The organism is Azospirillum lipoferum (genome assembly GCF_024170005.1).
In the GTDB taxonomy this organism is placed as follows: Bacteria; Pseudomonadota; Alphaproteobacteria; order Azospirillales; family Azospirillaceae; genus Azospirillum; species Azospirillum lipoferum.
On the sequence record NZ_JALJXJ010000008.1, the window covers coordinates 190,525 to 208,759 of the forward strand.

The 18,235-nt window shown below is 69.9% G+C and carries 13 protein-coding genes; 10 read left to right on the plus strand and 3 right to left on the minus strand.

Annotated features, from left to right (window positions below; all coding sequences use genetic code 11):
- The first annotated feature begins 233 nt into the window (after positions 1-233).
- The 4 genes from J2848_RS19150 (at position 234) to tagF (ending at position 6,804) form a co-directional block, all read left to right on the plus strand.
- Complete coding sequence (locus J2848_RS19150) at positions 234-2,657, plus strand: transglycosylase domain-containing protein (protein WP_149235424.1); 2,424 nt, start codon at positions 234-236, stop codon at positions 2,655-2,657.
- Positions 2,658-2,766: 109 nt separating this feature from the next.
- Positions 2,767-4,044: a type IVB secretion system protein IcmH/DotU gene (gene icmH, locus J2848_RS19155; RefSeq protein ID WP_246194490.1), complete on the plus strand. Its 1,278-nt coding sequence runs from the start codon at positions 2,767-2,769 to the stop codon at positions 4,042-4,044.
- 10 nt (positions 4,045-4,054) lie between these two features.
- Positions 4,055-6,109, plus strand: coding sequence for a type VI secretion system membrane subunit TssM (tssM, locus tag J2848_RS19160; RefSeq protein ID WP_149235422.1), 2,055 nt, complete (start codon positions 4,055-4,057; stop codon positions 6,107-6,109).
- Positions 6,106-6,804: a type VI secretion system-associated protein TagF gene (tagF, locus tag J2848_RS19165; RefSeq protein WP_246194488.1), complete on the plus strand. Its 699-nt coding sequence runs from the start codon at positions 6,106-6,108 to the stop codon at positions 6,802-6,804. The genes tssM and tagF overlap by 4 nt, the downstream gene beginning before the upstream one ends.
- Positions 6,805-7,547: 743 nt before the next feature.
- On the opposite strand, the gene J2848_RS19170 is transcribed toward tagF, so the two are convergent.
- Positions 7,548-9,110 (minus strand): adenosine deaminase family protein, encoded by a 1,563-nt coding sequence (locus J2848_RS19170; RefSeq protein ID WP_149235421.1) that lies wholly within the window; start codon positions 9,108-9,110, stop codon positions 7,548-7,550.
- A gap of 159 nt (positions 9,111-9,269) precedes the next feature.
- On the opposite strand from J2848_RS19170, the gene J2848_RS19175 reads away from it, so the two are divergent.
- From J2848_RS19175 to J2848_RS19190, 4 genes are all read left to right on the plus strand, one after another.
- Complete coding sequence (locus J2848_RS19175) at positions 9,270-10,928, plus strand: tetratricopeptide repeat protein (RefSeq protein WP_149235420.1); 1,659 nt, start codon at positions 9,270-9,272, stop codon at positions 10,926-10,928.
- Between the two features lie 6 nt (positions 10,929-10,934).
- Positions 10,935-12,263: an MFS transporter gene (locus tag J2848_RS19180; RefSeq protein WP_149235419.1), complete on the plus strand. Its 1,329-nt coding sequence runs from the start codon at positions 10,935-10,937 to the stop codon at positions 12,261-12,263.
- A 105-nt stretch (positions 12,264-12,368) separates the two neighbouring features.
- On the plus strand, positions 12,369-12,623 hold the full coding sequence (locus J2848_RS19185) for a hypothetical protein (RefSeq protein ID WP_149235418.1): 255 nt from the start codon (positions 12,369-12,371) through the stop codon (positions 12,621-12,623).
- A gap of 272 nt (positions 12,624-12,895) precedes the next feature.
- The gene (locus J2848_RS19190) at positions 12,896-13,606 is read left to right on the plus strand and encodes a hypothetical protein (RefSeq protein WP_149235417.1); all 711 of its coding nucleotides are present in this window, start codon (positions 12,896-12,898) and stop codon (positions 13,604-13,606) included.
- 71 nt (positions 13,607-13,677) lie between these two features.
- Here J2848_RS19190 and J2848_RS19195 read toward each other — a convergent pair whose 3' ends face one another.
- Positions 13,678-14,769, minus strand: a complete 1,092-nt coding sequence (locus tag J2848_RS19195; protein ID WP_149235416.1) for a PA0069 family radical SAM protein — start codon at positions 14,767-14,769, stop codon at positions 13,678-13,680.
- Between the two features lie 219 nt (positions 14,770-14,988).
- Between J2848_RS19195 and ahcY the strand changes: the two genes are divergently transcribed.
- Complete coding sequence (gene ahcY / locus J2848_RS19200) at positions 14,989-16,287, plus strand: adenosylhomocysteinase (protein ID WP_149235415.1); 1,299 nt, start codon at positions 14,989-14,991, stop codon at positions 16,285-16,287.
- Positions 16,288-16,637: 350 nt separating this feature from the next.
- Here the strand turns inward: ahcY and J2848_RS19205 are convergent, their stop codons facing one another.
- Positions 16,638-17,132 (minus strand): MarR family winged helix-turn-helix transcriptional regulator, encoded by a 495-nt coding sequence (locus tag J2848_RS19205; protein WP_246194486.1) that lies wholly within the window; start codon positions 17,130-17,132, stop codon positions 16,638-16,640.
- 414 nt (positions 17,133-17,546) lie between these two features.
- Here J2848_RS19205 and J2848_RS19210 point away from each other — a divergent pair, with 414 nt between their 5' ends.
- A complete protein-coding gene (locus tag J2848_RS19210; protein ID WP_149235413.1) occupies positions 17,547-18,230 on the plus strand; it encodes a fumarylacetoacetate hydrolase family protein in 684 nt (227 codons plus the stop codon).
- The last annotated feature ends 5 nt before the right edge of the window (positions 18,231-18,235 follow it).

Here is an 18,235-nt window from a genome sequence, read left to right on the forward strand (position 1 = left end):
CCTCCCCCCGACCCTCTCCCCGGGGGGGAGAGGGGGGATAAAGCAGGGGAGAGAGCATCCCCACCCAGCGATTTCGGATAGAGTCATCCTTTCGCCACGGTCGGGAGACAAATAATCGCCGACCCGCGACCAGCCTTCCGGCGAAGCGGCTGTGAGCGTATGAGGATCGAAGCGGGAACGTTTCCCGCACTCCGACCTGACCACACCGACCTGACAGGGCCAGCGAGCGCGCCGTGACCGCCGACCGACCGGACCACCAGACGGACCGCCGGGCGGGCCAGCTCTATGCCGGCCCCCGTCCGATCCGCACCCGCGAAGACCCGTCGCCGCTCGACCGGCTGACGGCGGGCGACGCCGCCCGCGCGCTGGCCGCCAAGGCGATAGAGTTTGCCCGCGACCGGCTGGCGACCGCCGGCAAGGGCAAGCCGCGCCGCAGGCCTCCGCCACCCTCGGCCGCCCCGACACCCACCCCCTTCAAGCAGCCCCGCCGCCCGCGCCGCGGCCTGCCTGCCTTCACGCTGCCGTCCTTCACCCTGCCGTCCATCTCCCTTTCAAGGGTCTCCTTGCCGAAACTGAAGCCGCCCGCCCGCCGGTCCGGCGGCAGCCAGCCGCCGCAGCCGCCGTCCCCGCCGCCCGCCCGCCCCGGCCGGGCGCCGCAACCGCCCCGCAAGGGTGGCGGCTGGGTGAAGCGGCTGGTGCAGTGGGGCCTCGTCGCCGCCATCTGGTGCGGCATCGCCCTCGGCGCGGTGCTGGCCTGGTTCGCGCTCGACCTGCCGGACATCTCCAAGGTGGCGCAGTTCGAACGCCGCGCCTCAATCACCGTGCTGGCCGCCGACGGCAGCGAGTTCGCCCGCTTCGGCGACCTGCACGGCACGACGCTCAGCGTGCGCGACCTGCCGCCGCATCTGGTCGGCGCCGTGCTGGCGATCGAGGACCGCCGCTTCTACAGCCATTTCGGCATCGACCCGCTGGGCCTAGCCCGCGCGGTCTACGTCAACTGGCGCTCCGGCCGGGCGGTGCAGGGCGGGTCGACCATCACCCAGCAGCTCGCCAAGAACCTGTTCCTGACGCCCGAGAAATCGCTGAAGCGCAAGATCCAGGAGGCGATGCTGGCGCTGTGGCTGGAGAGCCGCTTCACCAAGGACCAGATCCTCACCGCCTATCTGAACCGCGTCTATCTCGGCGCCGGCACCTTCGGGGTGGACGCCGCCGCCCGCACCTATTTCGGCAAGCCGGCGACCGAGGTCGACGTCCGCGAATCGGCGGTGCTGGCCGGCCTCTTGAAGGCGCCGTCGCGCTACGCCCCCAGTTCCAACCCGGACGAGTCGGCGGAGCGGGCGCGGGTGGTGATGGCGGCGATGCTGGACGCCGGCTATCTGACCCAGGCGCAGTATGACGCCGCCCGCACCGCCAAGCCGTCGCCCAAGCGCAAGCCCGGCGGTGACGGCCGCTATTTCGCCGACTGGGTGACCGATCTGGTGCCGGGCTTCACCGGTCCCGACCATGGCGACGTGATCGTCCGCACCACGCTGGACCTGAAGATGCAGCGCGCCGCCGAACAGCGGCTGGAGGCTCTGCTCGCCGGCCCCGGCGTCGCCGCCAACGTCCGCCAGGGAGCGCTGGTCGCCATGAGCCCCGACGGGGCGGTGCGTGCCCTGGTCGGCGGCCGCGATTACGACAGCAGCGAGTTCAACCGTGCCACCCAGGCGCTGCGCCAGCCGGGATCGGCCTTCAAGCCCTTCGTCTATCTGGCGGCGCTGGAGACCGGCTGGACCCCCGACAGCCTGATCGACGACGCCCCGGTCCAGCTCGGCAACTGGAGCCCCGGCAACTATGACGGCAAGTATCGCGGCAGCATCACGCTGGCCGCCGCACTCGCCCATTCCTCCAACACCGCGACGGCGCGGCTGATCGACCGGGTCGGCACCGACCGGGTGCGGCGCATTGCGTCGAACCTCGGCATCTCCTCGCCGCTGACCCGCGACCTGTCGCTGGGGTTGGGCACCAGCGAGGTGACGCCGCTGGAGCTGGTGCGCGCCTATGCCGGCATCGCCAACCGCGGCGTCCCCGTCTGGGCCTATGCCATCACCGAAATCAGGAGCCGCGACGGCGCCGTTCTTTACCGGCGCCAGGGCGGCGGCGGTGCTGCGGTGGTCGATCCCGCCCATGCGGTGCAGCTGTCGCAGATGATGACCGGCGTGCTGGATTACGGCACCGGCCGCAGCGCGAAGCTGAACCGTCCGGCGGCCGCCAAGTCCGGCACCACCCAGGACTATCACGACGCCTGGTTCGTCGGCTTCACCGCCGATCTGGTCGCCGGCGTCTGGCTCGGCAACGACAACAACGAGGCGATGAAGAAGGTCACCGGCGGCACCCTGCCGGCCAAGCTGTGGCGCGAGTTCATGCTCGACGCCCATGCCGGCAAGCCCGCCCGTCCGCTCCCCGGCCTGGACGGCGCCCCCGCCTGGACCCCGCCCCCTGGAAACATGCCGCCGGGAAGCGTGATGCCGGGCGCCATGCCGCCGGGCGGCGTGCCGATGGCGTCCGCCGATGCGCGGTCGGGCGGTGGGATCGGTTCGCTGATCGAAAAGATCGCCGGCGGTTCCGGCACCGCACCGCGGGTGCAGTCCGACTACAGCCACAGCGGGGTGCGGTAGGGGCTTCAGCCCCCGGCCTGCCACCCCCAGGTTCCCCCTACCACCCCGACCCTGCTATACCTCCCCCGGATTTCCCCACAGCGGACGACAGATGCAGGCGGATGAGCGATTGGACGGAACGGACATGGCGGAGGCGGACGACCGTCCGCTTGCCGCCATTCTTGCCGCCCTGGCGACGGACGCTCCCGACGCTCCCGCTCCGCTTTCGGCCCTCCGCCGGCAGGACGCCCCGGGGCCACCGCCCCTCAACCCGCTGCTCAGCGCCGCCGCCCCGGTGCTGGCGCTGGCCGGCGCGCTGCGCGACCGCAGCCTGACCGATCCGCCCCGCGCCGCCGCCACCGCCGCGCTGGAACGGTTCGACCGCGCCGCCGCCGCGGCCAGCCTCGACCCGGACGAAATCCGCGCCGCCCGCATCGCGCTTTCCGCCACGCTGGACGACGTCGCCCGCGCCGCCGGCCACGGCGGGGCGGCAGTAGCCGAATCAGGGGCCGGTGTGCGTTTCTTCGACCTGCTCGACGGCATGCTGGGCGACCCGCGCCGTCACCGTCATGCGCTGGAACTGTTCTACGCCTGCCTGTCGCTGGGCTTCGAAGGCCGTTTCCGCGACAAGCCCGGCGGTGCCCACGACCTCGCCCGCCTGCGCGACGAGCTGTACCGCATCCTGCGCCGCGCCCGCGGCGACATGGCGGCGGAGCTGTCGCCGGCCTGGGCGGGGGTGGCGGAGCCGTTCCGGCCGCTCGGCCCCTCGTTGAGCGGCACCCTGACCGGCAATGGGGCGGGCTGGATCGTCTGGGCGGCGGTGGCGCTCGGCCTGTCCGGCCTCTACGTCCATCTCGCCGGCAGCCTCGACCGGCAGGCGGAACCGGTGGTCGCCCGCATCGCCGCCCTGCTGCCCGACCGCCCGATCGAGATCGCCCGGCTGGTCCCGCCGCCGCCGCCCACCGCCGGCCCGGCCCTGATCGCCCGCATCACCGGCCAGCTCGCCCCGGAAATCCGCACCGGCGCCGTCGAGGTGCTGGCCGGGGAGGATGGCGCCCTGGTCATCCGCATCCCGGCGGCGGCGATGTTCGCCACCGGCAGCGACGCCGTGAAGGCCCGCCACCGCGCCGTCGTCGAGCGGGTCGGCCAGACCCTGGCGGCGGAGCCCGGCAGCGTCCTGGTGGTCGCCCACACCGACGACCAGACCCCGGCCAATGGCCGCCTGCCCGCGGCCCAATCCCTGACCGATGCCCGCGCCGAAGCGGTGCGCAAGCTGCTGGAACGCTCGCTGCCGCCGGCCCGCCTGTCGGCCGAGGGCCATGGCGACCAGGAACCCGTCGCGTTGAACGACACGCCGGCCGGGCGCGACGCCAACCGGCGGATCGACATCCGCCTCTACCCGCATTAGGGCGCCCGCCATGGCCGATCCCCGACCCGAGAAGGCAGGCGCCAAACCGGCGAACAAGACCGCCAGACGCCGCAAAGCCGCCGCTGCACCGTCGCCGCACCGTTCCGCCCGCAGCCGCTGGGCGATGTCGCTGCCGGGCGCGCTGGCGCTGGGGCTGGCCGGCTGGCTGCTGCTGCCGCGGCTGGCGGCGTCCTTCGCGCCGCATCTGCTGCCGACCGTCCAGCCGGACTGGAGCGTCCGCCTGCTGCCGCTGGTCCTGGCGCTGGCCGCCTGGGTCGCCGTCAACCGCCGCATCGACGCCCGCGAGCGCGCCGCCAACGCCCGCCTGCTGGAGGCGCTCGCCGCCGGCCGCGATCCCGAGCTGAAGGCCTCGCTGGAGGAGATCGGCGCGGTCCGCAAGCGGCTCGACACCGCGCTGGCCCAGCTGCGCAAGCGCCGGGGTGGGCGCTACCTTTACCAGCTGCCCTGGTATCTGGTGATCGGCGCCCCCGGTTCGGGCAAGACCACGGCGCTGGCCAACACCGGCCTCGCCGCCCGCACGCCCGACGGCACGGTTGCCGAACCGCTGGCCGGGCTGGGCGGCACCCGCAACTGCGACTGGTGGTTCACCGACCGTGCCGTGCTGATCGACACCGCCGGCCGCTACACCACCCAGGACAGCCGGCGCGCGGTGGACGGCCGGGTGTGGTCCGGCCTGCTCGACCTGCTGAAGGAGCACCGCCCGCGCCAGCCCGCCAACGGCGTCCTGCTGACCATCAGCATCCCCGAACTGACGGGCTGGACCGATGCCGACCGGCGCAACCACGCCATCCTGGTCCGCCAGCGCCTGAACGAGCTGCGGGTGCAGCTCGGCGTCCGTCTGCCGGTCTATCTGCTGCTGACCAAGGCCGACCTGCTCGACGGCTTCGCCACCTTCTTCGACCCGCTGGACCGCGAGGCGCGCAGCCAGATCTGGGGACTGACCCTGCCGGCCGGCGAGGCCGCAACTGGTCCGCTGCCGGCCTTCCGCGACCTCTATGCCGGTCTGGTGCGGCGGCTGGACGAGCGGCTGCTCGACCGGCTGCACCAGGAGCCGGACATCCGCCGCCGCAGCGACGCCTTCGCCCTGCCGCTGCGGGTGGCGGAGCTGGAGCCGGCGCTGGCCGACATCGTCGACACCGTCTTCGGTTCCGAACATGGCGAGGAGACGCCGCGCCTGCGAGGCCTCTACCTGACCAGCGCCACCCAGACCGACGCCTCGCTCGCTCTGCTCGATCCCGACAACGGCGGTCCGGCCTCCACCTATTTCCTCGAACGGCTGCTGCCCGACGTGGTGTTTCCGGAGGCCAACCTCGCCCGGGTCGACCTTGCGGTGGAGCGCACCCGCCGCCGCCGCGCCCTGCTGTCCGCCACCGCCGCCCTGACGCTCGGTCTGGCAGTCGGCGGCTGGTGGCTGGCCAGCGCCCGCGGCAACGCCGCCCTGCTGGAGCGCGCCGATGCCGGCGCCGCGGCGGTGGAGGCGGCACTGCGCCCGCTCGACACCCCGCCGCGCGCCCTGGCGCGGGTGGATGACGCCGATCCGGCGGCGATCCTGCCGGCGCTGGACGCCCTGCGCGCCCTGCCGCTGGCCTTCGAAACGACGAACTGGGCCGACCCGGCACTGGCCGGCGGCCTGTATCAGGGGGGCCGCATCGCCACCCCGGCGCAGGAGGCCTACCGCCGTGCCCTGCGCAGCCAGTTCCTGGCCCGCATCGCCCTGCGGCTGGAGGAGCGGCTGCGCGCCGACTGGGCCTTGCCCGACCAGCTGCGCCAGACCCTGCGCGTCTACCGCATGATCAGCGGGCGCATGATCGGCAGCGCGGAGCCGATGGATGCCGGCGCGCTGGCGGAATGGCTGGCGCTCGACTGGCAGCGCACGCTGCCCGGCCCGGCCAACGAGGCGCGGCGCCGCGCCCTCGGCGACCATCTGGCCGCCCTGTTCGCCGTCGGCTTCGCCCCGGTCCCGGCCGACGAGGTCCTGGTCGCCCGCGTGTTGGAGGTGCTGGCGCAATCCGCCCCGCAGCCAAGCCGGGCCCTTCCGCCATGATGGGCTATTTCGCCACTCCGCGCGGCATGGCTTCTGGGTCCGGCGGGATGGGCGCCGATCCGGTGGTGGGCTTCCACGGCAAGGTGCCGGCGCGCGGCGATTTCGTCGGCCACGGCCTGCCGGGCGCGGTCCTCGGCCCCTGGGACCGCTGGCTGTCGGCGGCGCTGGGCGAAGCCGGCCGCCGGCTGGGGGCCGAGTGGGAAACCCTGTTCGCCCAGGCGCCGGTCTGGCGTTTCGCCCTGTCGGCCGGCCTGTGCGGCGCCACCCCGCTGGTCGGCGTCTGGATGCCCAGCGCCGACCGCGTCGGCCGTCCCTATCCCTTCACCATCGCCGCCGGCCTTCCCGCCGGCTTCGACATTGCCGGCGCCCCCGCCGCCTGCGCCGCGTGGCTGTCCCGTGCCGAGTCGCTGGCGGCGGACGCCTGCCGCGCCGCTGCCGACGTGGAGGGATTGCCGGCCCGTCTCGCCATCCTCGGCCGTCCGGAGCCGGAGCGCGTCAGCCCCGCCACCCGCGCCCTGCTCGACCGCCTGTCCGGCCCCTTGCGCGCCGATGCCAGCCTGTGGTGGACCCGTGGCGCCGGCCGCATCGCGCCGTCCCTGCTGTCCTGCCCCGGCCTGCCCGCCGCCCCCCGCCCGACCGCCTTCCTCGACGGCGCCTGGACCCGCTGGGGCTGGGAGAACGCAGACGAGGGGTAGGGAAGGGCGGCCAAGCCTGTGCCGTGCGGTGGCATCGCCCTCCGCCCCATGCTATCGTTCCCGCTGCCGCCCACCGCCGCGAGCGGTCCGGCACAGGCGAAAACCCGGCCAGCGCTTACAAAAGCGGAGCCGTTGTTTTCCTTAGGATCTTTGACATCGTCCAGAACCTGAGCGGATCAGAAAACCTGGACCATCCTTCACCTCATTGAAGCACATAGTGCGGCGAGACACGAAGTGTCGCGCGCGTCACAGTCTTCCGAAGCGGAAGTGCTTCGGCCTCATTGAAGAATCCGTGGGTCGCAAGTTCGCGTCCTGCCGCCGGAGCATCATCCCAGGCAGAGAACCCTGGGCCTCATTTAAGCGTCGACTGCAAAAACTTCTATGTCAGATGCGAGCGCGGTTTTCCGAAGCAGAAATTCTTCGGCCTCATTGAAGTCCGTCGATCCAAACCTTACCCGTCAGGGTCTCGGTTGCGTCTTCCGAAGCAGAAACGCTTCGGCCTCATTGAAGCTCATAGTCGTTCTCGGTCTGCATCACCTTGTCGCCGAGTCTTCCGAAGCAGAAATGCTTCGGCCTCATTGAAGCCCTGCCCGCGCCTTGCCTACGGTCAGTAGCCGGCACCGTCTTCCGAAGCAGAAATGCCTCGGCCTCATTGAAGCTTCCACGCCGTTCCAACTGTCCCCGGCATCCCCAGCCGCGCCCGCCGCTCTCCATCGCGGCGGGCGGGACTCTCAGGCCAAGCGTTACCGCGTCCCCGCCATCTCGCGGTCGAAGCGGGCCAGCGCCTCTTCCAGCCCCCACTGGACCCGCGCCTTCTCGCTGCGGGCGGTCACGGCGCGGCAGGACTCCTTGCGAACAGGTGGGGTGCAGCCGGGGGCGGACCACAGGCTGTCGCCGGGCAGGAAGCTGTGCTCCAGGCTGGCGCGGGCCAGCCCGACGAGGTCGGCATAGCCGAAGCCGAACTCCTCCACCGCGCGTTGCAGCTCGTTGGTCAGGTCGATCCGGCTGACGCCTTCATCGTCGGTCGACAGCACCACCGGCACCCCGGCGGCGCGATAGACCGGCAAGGGGTGGGCCTTGCCGCTGACGCCCAGGATCTTGTCGTTGCTGGTCAGATTGACCTCCACCGCCACCTTGCGCTCGGCCATCAGCCGCAGCAGGCCCCGGGGGTCGTCCTCATACATCACGTCGACGCCATGGCCGATGCGCTTGGCCCCGGCGATCTCCACCGCCTTGCGGATGTGGTCGCGCAGCCGTTCCGGCGGGACGAGGCCCAGCGTCAGTTCGCCGGCATGCAGCGCCACGTTGGTGCCGGGCTGGCGCCGCTTCGCCTCCGCCACCATCCGCATGTGCAGGTCGTAGTCGTCGAGCGCCACCGGGTTGTCCTCCGGCGCCACGAAGTTCAGGCCGACGACCCGCGGCTCCTGCGCTTCCAGCAGGGCGTTGAACAGGGTGGTGGCATAGACCGGGCCGGGGCTTTGCGTGCGCGACACCTGCTGGAGGTAGCGGACCGACACCGCGCAGCCCGGCCGTGCCGACGGCGTGCCGCAACCAAGGATGCTGCGCATGCGGGCTTCCGCCGCGTCGATCTCCTGCCGGGCCGGGGCGACCAGGGCGGGCAGGCCGGCGGCGATCAGCCTGTCGGCGGTGCCCGGCAGGTCGGCCGCCGCCTGCGGCGTCCAGGCGAAGGCCTTGCCGATGGCGGCGGCCGGACCGGTGCCGAAGGACACCATCAGCTCGACATGGCGCTCGCCCTGGCGGCCGGCGCGGTCCACCACTTCGGCCAGCAGGTCGCCGGTGGAGTTGGCCGCCGCGCGGAAGCGGCCGAAGGTGGCGAAGAACTGGTCATGCAGGCTGTAGCCGGAGACCGGCAGCGCGTCGCGCGTCGACAGCGCGTCCAGCGCCATCGGGTAAAGCGTGCCGTCGGCGATCACCGCGGTGGCGCTCGGCCGGGCCGACTTGGCGTCGCCGCAGGGCGCCTGCGTCGTCGGCGCCACCAGCGTCAGGGCCTTGACGTCGAAGCAGAGGCCGGCGGCGGACGCCATCCGCAGGTAATTCTCGGCATAGACTGCGCCGGTCAGGTGGTTGTGCAGGTCCGCACCCTTGGGCATGCGGTAGAGGAAGGCGCGCAGCTCCGGCGGGCTGGTCCGCACCGCCTCGAACCGCCGCGCCGCCGCCGACCCGACAACCTCGCCGCCACCCATACCGGCGCTGCCGCTCCCCATCTCCGCCGTGGCGCAGCCGGCCAGCAGCAGCGTCGCCGCCAATGCCCCCGTGACTCCGCTCTTCATTCGTCCGCGCTTCATGCACCCGACTCCTTCTTCTCCTTTTGCGGGTACAAATGCGCTGATAATCGCGCAGGCGCAACGACGGATCGAAAGGCTGTAGCGGGGCGGCAATTCCCGGTATGGTGCGGCGATCCTTTCGTGTTCCCGCCATATCCGCCGTCTTTGGAGCCCGCCGCGATGACCGACACCTCCGCCCCGACCCTGCTCGACGCCGCCAAGCGTTTCCGCAGCAACGATCTGGCGGGGGCGGAGCAGGTCTGCCGGGCGATCCTGGCGACCGACCCGCACAATGCCGGCGCCCTGCATCTGTTGGGGCTGGTCGCCGCCCACACCGGCCATCCGGACAACGCGCTGTCCCTGTTCGCCCAGGCCATCGCCGAGAATGGCAACGACCCGTCCTTCCACAACAGCCGCGGCAGCCTGCTCTTCCAGCAGGGCCGCCCGGCGGAGGCGGAGGAGGCGTTCCGCGCCGGCCTCGTCCTCAACCCGCGCCTGCCGGAACTGCACGGCAATCTCGGCAACGCGCTGAAGGCGCAGAACCGGGTGGAGGAGGCGGCCGACTGTTTCCGCGCCGCGCTCGACCTGCGGGCGCAAGCGCCGGAGATGCACCATTTCCTCGCCGCCAGCCTGCGCGAGCTGGGCGAGCTGGAGGAGGCGGAGGAGCATTTCCGCACCGCGCTGGCCCAGGCTCCCGACTATCTCGACGTCCATTACAGCCTGGCCGAGCTGCTCTCCACCCGCGGCCGGCTGGAGGAGGCTGAGGCGGAATTCCGCATCGTGCTGGCCGCCGCTCCGCGCTTCGTCCCGGCCCAGGTCGGTCTCGCCCATGTGCTGCAAAGCCTCGACCGCGCCAGCGAGGCCATCGAGGTGATCGAGTCGGCGCGCGAGCAGGCGCCCGACCACCCGATGGTGAAGTTCACCCGCCGGCTGATCTATTCGAACGCGGTGCCCGGCTGGCACCTGCCGATGATCAACGATTTCGAACGCAACGAAGCCTACAAGCGCTCGCTGGAACGGGCGGTGAAGCCCGACTCCCTGGTGCTGGAGATCGGCACCGGTTCCGGCATCGTCGCCATGATGGCGGCGCGCGCCGGTGCGAAGAAGGTGGTGACCTGCGAGGTCAACCCGATCCTCGCCCGCGTCGCCAAGGAAACGGTGGCGCGCAACGGCTATGCCGACCGCATCGACGTGGTGCCGCGCCTGTCGACCCAGCTGACGGTGGGCGAGGGCGGCGACCTGCCGGAGAAGGCCGACGTCTTCGTGTCGGAACTGATCAACATCGGCATGCTGGCCCCGCGCATGCTGTCGGTGCTGCAACATGCCCGCACCCATCTGGTGAAGCCGGGCGGCGCCATCATCCCGCGCGCCTCCACCGTCTACGCCATGCTGGTGGAGACGCCGGAGCTGGCCCGGATCAACCCGGTGGAGATGATCGACGGCTTCGACATGGGCAGCTTCGACGTCTTCCGCTCGCCCGGCTACCAGCAGATCGACCTCGGTGCCGACGCCCACACCCCGCTGTCGAAGCCCTTCACTGCGCTCGATTTCGACTTCACCCGCAACATGCCGGAGGAGGGCGAGCGGGTGATCGACGTGACCATCGTCACCGCCGGCACCTGCCACGGCGTCGCCTTCTGGTTCGACCTCTTCATGGACGACGAGGTGGTCTACAAATCGGAAAGCCGCGCCCGCACCAACCACTGGAAGCAGGCGATGACCTTCCTGGAAAAGCCGATCAAGCTGCTGGCCGGCGACCGCCTGCGCATCGTCGCCCGCTACGACAACAACCAGATTTCCTTCGGGGTGGACGGATTGACGGGGGGCGGGCGGGGGTAAGCGGGCGTGAGCGAAGCCGTCCCTTCCAGCGCCGTCCCCTCCGGCGCCGTCCCCTCCGGCGACTTCCCTTCCCGGCGGGCCATCGCCTCCTGGTGCCTCTACGACTGGGCGAATTCGGCATACAACACCATCATCACCACCTTCGTCTTCTCGGTCTATTTCGCCCGCGGCGTCGTCGGCGACCCGGTCGAGGGCACGGCGCGGTGGAGCGCCGCCATGACCGTGGCCGGCGTCGCCATCGCGCTGCTCAGCCCGGTGCTGGGCGCCATCGCCGACCGGGCCGGGCGGCGCAAGCCGTGGATGGCTTTGTTCACCCTGGTCACCGTCGCCTTCACCGCGGCGCTGTGGTGGGTCCGGCCCGATCCGGCCGATGCTGTCTTCGCGCTCGCCTGCGTCGTGGTCGCCACCGTGGCGTTCGAACTGGCCAACGTCTTCTACAACGCCACCCTGCCGGGGCTGGTGCCGGCACGGCTGCTCGGCCGGGTGTCGGGCTGGGGCTGGGGGATCGGCTATTTCGGCGGGCTGGCCTGCCTCGTCCTGGCGCTGGTCGGCTTCGTCAAGGCGCCGGCTCCGCTGTTCGGCCTGTTCGGCATGGAATGGGCGGACTGGGGTCCGCAGGCCAATGTCCGCGCCACCGCCCTGCTGGCCGCCGTCTGGTACGGGCTGTTCGCGCTGCCCTATTTCCTGTGGGTGCCGGACGAGCCCGCCACCGGCCACGGCCTGCTGCGGGCGGCGCGCGAGGGGGTGGCGACGCTGATCGCCACGCTGCGGCAGGCCCGGCGCTACCGCGAGGTCGGGCGCTTCCTGATCGCCAGCGCCTTCTACCGCGACGGCATCAACACCATCACCGCCTTCGGCGGCCTCTTCGCCGCCGGGACCTTCGGCATGAGCTTCGAGGAGATCCTGGTCTTCGCCATCGCACTCAACGTGGTGGCGGGGGCGGGGGCCATCGGCTTCGCCTGGATGGACGACCGGGCGGGGGCCAAGCCGGTGATCCTGATCGCGCTGGCCGGCATGACCGCCTGCGGCCTGCCGCTTCTGCTGGCGACGGAACGGCTGTGGTTCTGGATCTTTGCGCTCGGGCTCGGGCTGTTCTTCGGGCCGGCCCAGGCGGCCGGGCGGTCGATGATGGCGCGGCTCGCCCCGCCGGGCATGGCGGGAGAGATGTTCGGCCTCTACGGCCTGACCGGCCGCTTCGTCGGCTTCTTCGGGCCGCTGCTGTTCGGTCTGGCGACCCAGGCCTTCGCCAGCCAGCGTGCCGGTATGGCGACGGTTCTGGCTTTCTTCGCCATCGGCTTCGGGCTTATGCTGGCGGTTCGCGAACCGGCCCGTTAGAAAAGGGCCTGTGTCAAAGCGCCGCACACGAGACCATTCGAGGGCAGAGCTGTTACCTTCGTTTTTGCTGCGACGCACAAATGTCGAAGCCGAGGGGTACGGACCATGCTGCACATCAAAGACATCGAAGCCTTCGCCCGCATCAACGAAGCGCTGAACGAGGAACCCGGCACGGATCGTCAGGCCGACCAGCCCAGCGACACCGACGCCGGCCAGCACACGTCCAACGCGGCCCATCCGGCGCTGGTGATGGCGATGCTGGCGACCGGCCGCCTTCCGCTGTCGGCCCTGTCCAAGCCGGATCAGGCGAAGCTCTCTGAAGTGCCGACGCCGTGGAACAGGATGTTCCGCCGCTCCTGACGGGAGTCCGTCAGAGGCTACGAGTTTTTGGAGGCTATTGCAGGCCGTCATCCCCGCGCAGGCGGGGATCCAGGAAACTCCCGTGCAGAGCGCCTGAATTGGCTGGATTCCCGCCTTTGCGGGAATGACGGGGCGGGAAGCCGTAGAGAGGGCGGGCAGGATCGACACGGATGCCACCGCTTCGCCACCGGGGACCGTTGCAAAAACTCCGTCAAAAAGGAAATTATTCTTATATCATCTCCGCAATGCCCACCCATTCGCGGAGCCACCCCATGCCCCTCGACCCCCGCAGCTTCAACAACGACAACTTCCCCCGCTGGGCCGAAGAGCCGCCGACCCCGTCCGAAGGCTCGCTGGTCCCCGGTTCGCAGTTCCATGAGGAACAGTGGATCATGGCCGCCGGCATGCTGGCCCGCGGCAACAGCTTCCTTCAGGTCTCCCGCGCCATGGGGTGCAGCCGCACCACGCTGTGGCGGGCCTATTACGGCTCCCAGGATTTCCGTCACAGGGTGTGGTGGGAGAGGCAGGCGCTGAACCGCGAGGCCGAACTGCGCCTGTCCTCTCTGCGCATCCTGGTCGCCGAGCAGATCGAGCGGCTGGTCACCTCCGGCGATCCCGCCACCGTGCGCTGGCTGGCCGAGCGGCTCGGCCTGTTCGCCGGGCTCGACCTGCCGGCGGGCAAGCGGGACGCCTCCCAGCCCGAGCGGCAGCCCGACGATCCGTCGGCCGCCAGGCCGGCCCCGAAACCGGAAGACCCGCCCGCCGTCACCGTCCCCGAACTGGACGACGACGACATCCCCGGCGCCATTCGCGAACGCAGGATGCCCAACCCCGCCATGGTCGCCGCCGTCCTGGCCCAGCCGGAGGCGGAGGGGCCGAAGGGCGTCTTCCCCTACACCCTCAACCAGTATGAGGAGTATCCCAACCTCAACCCCGGCCCGGTCAGCCGCCGCGCCGCCGGTCCCTTCTCCTGGCGCCGATAGGCGTAGAATGGAACATCACCCGGCCCCCTGTTCCACGCTGTTCCATCTTTCCCCGCTGACAGGCCTTCCGCTCACAGAAGCGACAGCTGGTCCCCCGCCGCGGGCGGCGCCCGGAAGCGGCTGCAATCGAGCTGCCAGCTCCGGCCGCCCAGCCCGTGCCTCCGGCAGGCCAGCTTGAAGCGGTGGCGCAGCAGTTCGGCATAGGGACCGCTGCCCTTCATCCGTGTGCCGAAGCCGGAGCGGTAGAGCGCGCCGTCACGGCTCTGCCGCATCAGGCTCAGCACGCGGTCGGCGCGGTTGGGGGCATGGACGCGCAGCCATTCCTCGAACAGGGTGGCGATCTCCAGCGGCAGGCGCAGCAGGATATAGTTGGCCTCGCTTGCCCCGGCGCCGGCGGCGGCCGCCAGGATCGCCTCCAGCTCATGGTCGTTGAGGGCGGGGATCATCGGGCTGGCGAGGACCGCCACCGGCACGCCGGCCTCCGACAGGGTGCGGATCGCCTCCAGCCGGCGCGGCGGCGTGCTGGCCCGCGGCTCCATCACCCGGGCGAGGTCGCGGTCCAGCGTGGTGACGGAGACCGCCACCGAAGCCAGCCCCTGCGCCGCCATCGGCGCCAGGATGTCGAGGTCGCGCAGCACCAGCGCCGATTTGGTGATGATGCTCACCGGCTGGTTGAAGTCGCGGCAGACCTCCAGCACCCGGCGGGTGATGCCTTCCGTCCGCTCGACCGGCTGGTAGGGATCGGTGTTGGCCCCCAGCGCCAGCGGCTGGCAGACATAGGATTTCGCCCGCAGCTCCTTGGCCAGCAGCTCCGCCGCGTTGCGCTTGGCGAACAGCTTGGTCTCGAAATCCAGCCCCGGCGACAGGCCGAGATAGGCATGGGTCGGCCGGGCGAAGCAGTAGATGCAGGCATGCTCGCAGCCCTGGTACGGGTTCACCGAGCGGTCGAAGGGGATGTCGGGCGACTGGTTGCCGGTGATGATCGACTTGGCCGAGGCCGGCGAGACGATGGTGCGGACCGGATCGGACAGCGCTTCGTTGCCGCTTTCCGCATAGCCCGTCCAGCCATCGTCGGTCAGGACGCGGGTCTCGCGCTCGAACCGCCCGGTGGCGTTGCTGACCGCCCCGCGGCCCTTGATCGGGGATCGCCGTATCTCGTCCATGCCGGCAGCTTAGCCGTGGCTGATGGGAACGTAAAGTGAACAAACGGGGTGTGGCCGGGTCATTGCTTCCGCTACCGAGCAAACATAAAGATATCTTTATGCTTGCATGGTTCCGATGCCGCTGGTACACCCTTGGCCAATCACAGCGGCAGGGCCGGGGATCCGGTGCGCCTGAAATTCCGCTGCCCGACCGTCACCGCCCACCAGGAGTCATCCCTCATGGCCGCCGAATTCACGGACTACAAGGTCAAGGACATCAGCCTCGCGAACTGGGGCCGCAAGGAGATCACCATCGCCGAGACCGAGATGCCGGGCCTGATGGCCCTGCGGTCGGAATTCGGTGACAGCAAGCCGCTGGCCGGCGCCCGCATCGTCGGCTGCCTGCACATGACCATCCAGACCGCCGTGCTGATCGAGACGCTGACGGCGCTCGGCGCCACCGTGCGCTGGTCGTCCTGCAACATCTTCTCGACCCAGGACCAGGCCGCCGCCGCCATCGCCGCCGCCGGCATCCCGGTCTTCGCCTGGAAGGGCGAGACGGAGGAGGAGTTCTGGTGGTGCATCGAGCAGACCCTGCGCGGCCCCGATGGCTGGACCCCGAACATGATCCTGGACGATGGCGGCGACGTCACCCAGATCATGCACGACAAGTATCCGGAGATGCTGAAGGACGTCCGCGGCCTGTCGGAGGAGACCACCACCGGCGTGCATCGTCTCTATGAGATGATGAAGAAGGGCACGCTGAAGGTCCCGGCCATCAACGTGAATGACAGCGTCACCAAGTCGAAGTTCGACAACCTCTATGGCTGCCGCGAGTCGCTGGTCGACGGCATCAAGCGCGCCACCGACGTGATGGTCGCCGGCAAGGTCGCCGTGGTCGCCGGCTATGGCGATGTGGGCAAGGGCTCGGCCGCCAGCCTGCGCTCGCAGGGCGCCCGCGTCCTGGTGACGGAGATCGACCCGATCAACGCACTCCAGGCCGCCATGGAAGGCTATCAGGTCGTGACCATGGAGGATGCCGCTCCGCAGGGCGACATCTTCGTCACCGCCACCGGCAACGTCGACGTCATCACGATCGAGCACATGCGGGCCATGAAGGACCGCGCCATCGTCTGCAACATCGGCCACTTCGACAGCGAGATCCAGATCGATGCCCTGCGCAACCTGACCTGGGAAGAGGTCAAGCCGCAGGTCGACGAGGTCGTTTTCCCCGACGGCAAGCGCCTGATCGTCCTGGCCCAGGGCCGTCTGGTCAACCTGGGCTGCGCCACCGGCCACCCCAGCTTCGTGATGAGCGCCAGCTTCACCAACCAGGTGCTGGCCCAGATCGAGCTGTGGACCAACGCCGCCAACTACGAGAACAAGGTCTACGTCCTGCCCAAGCATCTGGACGAGAAGGTGGCCCGCCTGCATCTGGAGAAGATCGGCGCCAAGCTGACCACCCTGACCGACAAGCAGGCTGCCTACATCAGCGTGCCGACCGCCGGCCCGTACAAGCCGGACCACTACCGCTACTAATCGGATCGGGCAAAATCGGACTCGATTTAAAACGCGAATCCGATAGCCAGACATAAGACTATGGCTTCTTGCGTTTCACATGAAATGCAAGAAGCCATAACTGTTTTGTTGTGGGGTATTACCAGAAGTTCCTTGTTACCCTGTCGAAGGCAATCTTTCTGACTGCCAATAAAGCGGACCGAAGCCTTGCCGCAGGATCCCGGCTGCTCCGGTCAACCGGTTCGTCGTGGCGGACACGCTTTCCGAGTCCGTCCCTGACGTAATAGAAAAGCCCGCCCTACATCGGCAGATGCCGGTGCGGGGCGGGCTGTCAGTCGTTTCCGGTGCCTGGAACGGAAGGGGAGTGACCCTTACTTCGACCGTGACACGCGGCGCAGGAAGTCGATGAACTGCACCTGCTCTTCCGGGGACAGGTCCTTGACCATGCCCTGGTCGTGAGCCTGGACGCGCGGGATCAGGTCGTCCATCAGCGTCTGGCCTTCCGGCGACAGGCGCAGCGCGTAGGAGCGGCGGTCGTTGGGCGAGGGAGCGCGGACGACGAGGCCGCGCGACTCGAGCCGGTCGATCACCGCGACCATGGTCGACCGGTCGATGCCGACCGCCGTGCCCAGGTCGGACTGCGACAGGCCTTCATTCTCGCGGATCATGATCAGCACGCCGAACTGGCCGGGCGTGATGTCGTGCGGGGCGACCGCGTTCTGGAAGCTCTGGAACACCGCAACCTGAGCCTTGCGCAGGTTGTAGCCCACGAGGTCGGGAAGGGGGCCAAGGGCGAGCTTGCCGTTCTTGCCGGGCCGCAGACGCGACCGCCGGTCGGCGGGGGTGGAACGCTCGTTGTCAGTCACCGTCGATGCCATGTTTTGGATGAATTGTCGGATGAACGGATAAAATGCGGGCAAGGCTTTCGTTTGTCAGCAAGAACCGCACGGACGACATGATATGCATATCAGATATGCGTCATGCGTATTGGTGGGAGCGCATACAAATTCCATCTTGAAGAGTCAAGAAGTGATCGACGCCGATTCGACGCCGATCGCCCGCCCTGCGGTTTCCCCTGCCGCGCGCGGGTTCCCGAATCGGAGCTTCCGACGCCCGGTCCCCCCCAGACCGGGCGTCTTCGTTTTTTGCCCGCCTCTTTGTCCGCAGGCCGGCCGGAACGCTGGACCGCTTTGCAGGGCAGGGCGGATGGTTGGGCGCTTGGTCCGTTGCCGGCTTTCGGGTTAGCTGTTCGGCAGTGTCCCAATCTGAGAGCCGATGCCATGGCCTTCGCCATTCCCCTGTGGTCCCAGCCGGCCGTCCCCGTCGCGGGCGGCGACCCATTCCCAGTCCGCCGTATCTACTGCGTGGGCCGCAACTATGCCGCCCATGCCCGCGAGATGGGCGCCGATCCCGACCGCGAGCCGCCCTTCTTCTTCATGAAGCCGGCCGATGCGATTGTCGCCGATGGCGCCACCATTCCCTATCCGCCCAAGACCGCCAATCTGCACCATGAGATCGAACTGGTGGTGGCGATTGGGACCGGCGGACGCGACATCCCGGTCGACCGGGCATTGGACCATGTGTTCGGCTATGCCGTCGGGCTCGACATGACCCGGCGTGATTTGCAGAATGCCGCCAAGAAGGAAGGCAAGCCCTGGGACATGGGCAAGGGCTTCGACCAGTCGGCTCCGTGTTCAGCGATCCGCACCGTCGCCGACATCGGCCATCCGGACAAGGGCGCCGTCACCCTGCAGGTGAATGGCGAACTGCGGCAGAAGGGCGACCTGTCCGACCTGATCTGGTCGGTGGCGGAGACGATCTCCTACCTGTCCGGGCTGGTCGAGCTGCAACCGGGCGACCTGATCTACACCGGCACGCCGGAGGGCGTCGGCCCGGTGGTGGCCGGCGACGTGTTGACCGGCGCGGTCGAAGGCGTCGGCACCCTGACCCTGACCATCGCCTGAGCCGC

Coding starts and splice junctions, on each gene's coding strand:
- tssM (WP_149235422.1), top strand. CDS start 4,055: ATGGCCGATCCCCGACCCGAGAAGGCAGGCGCCAAACCGGCGAACAAG.
- tagF (WP_246194488.1), top strand. CDS start 6,106: ATGATGGGCTATTTCGCCACTCCGCGCGGCATGGCTTCTGGGTCCGGC.
- J2848_RS19170 (WP_149235421.1), bottom strand. CDS start 9,110: ATGAAGCGCGGACGAATGAAGAGCGGAGTCACGGGGGCATTGGCGGCG.
- J2848_RS19175 (WP_149235420.1), top strand. CDS start 9,270: ATGACCGACACCTCCGCCCCGACCCTGCTCGACGCCGCCAAGCGTTTC.
- J2848_RS19185 (WP_149235418.1), top strand. CDS start 12,369: ATGCTGCACATCAAAGACATCGAAGCCTTCGCCCGCATCAACGAAGCG.
- J2848_RS19190 (WP_149235417.1), top strand. CDS start 12,896: ATGCCCCTCGACCCCCGCAGCTTCAACAACGACAACTTCCCCCGCTGG.
- J2848_RS19195 (WP_149235416.1), bottom strand. CDS start 14,769: ATGGACGAGATACGGCGATCCCCGATCAAGGGCCGCGGGGCGGTCAGC.
- ahcY (WP_149235415.1), top strand. CDS start 14,989: ATGGCCGCCGAATTCACGGACTACAAGGTCAAGGACATCAGCCTCGCG.
- J2848_RS19210 (WP_149235413.1), top strand. CDS start 17,547: ATGGCCTTCGCCATTCCCCTGTGGTCCCAGCCGGCCGTCCCCGTCGCG.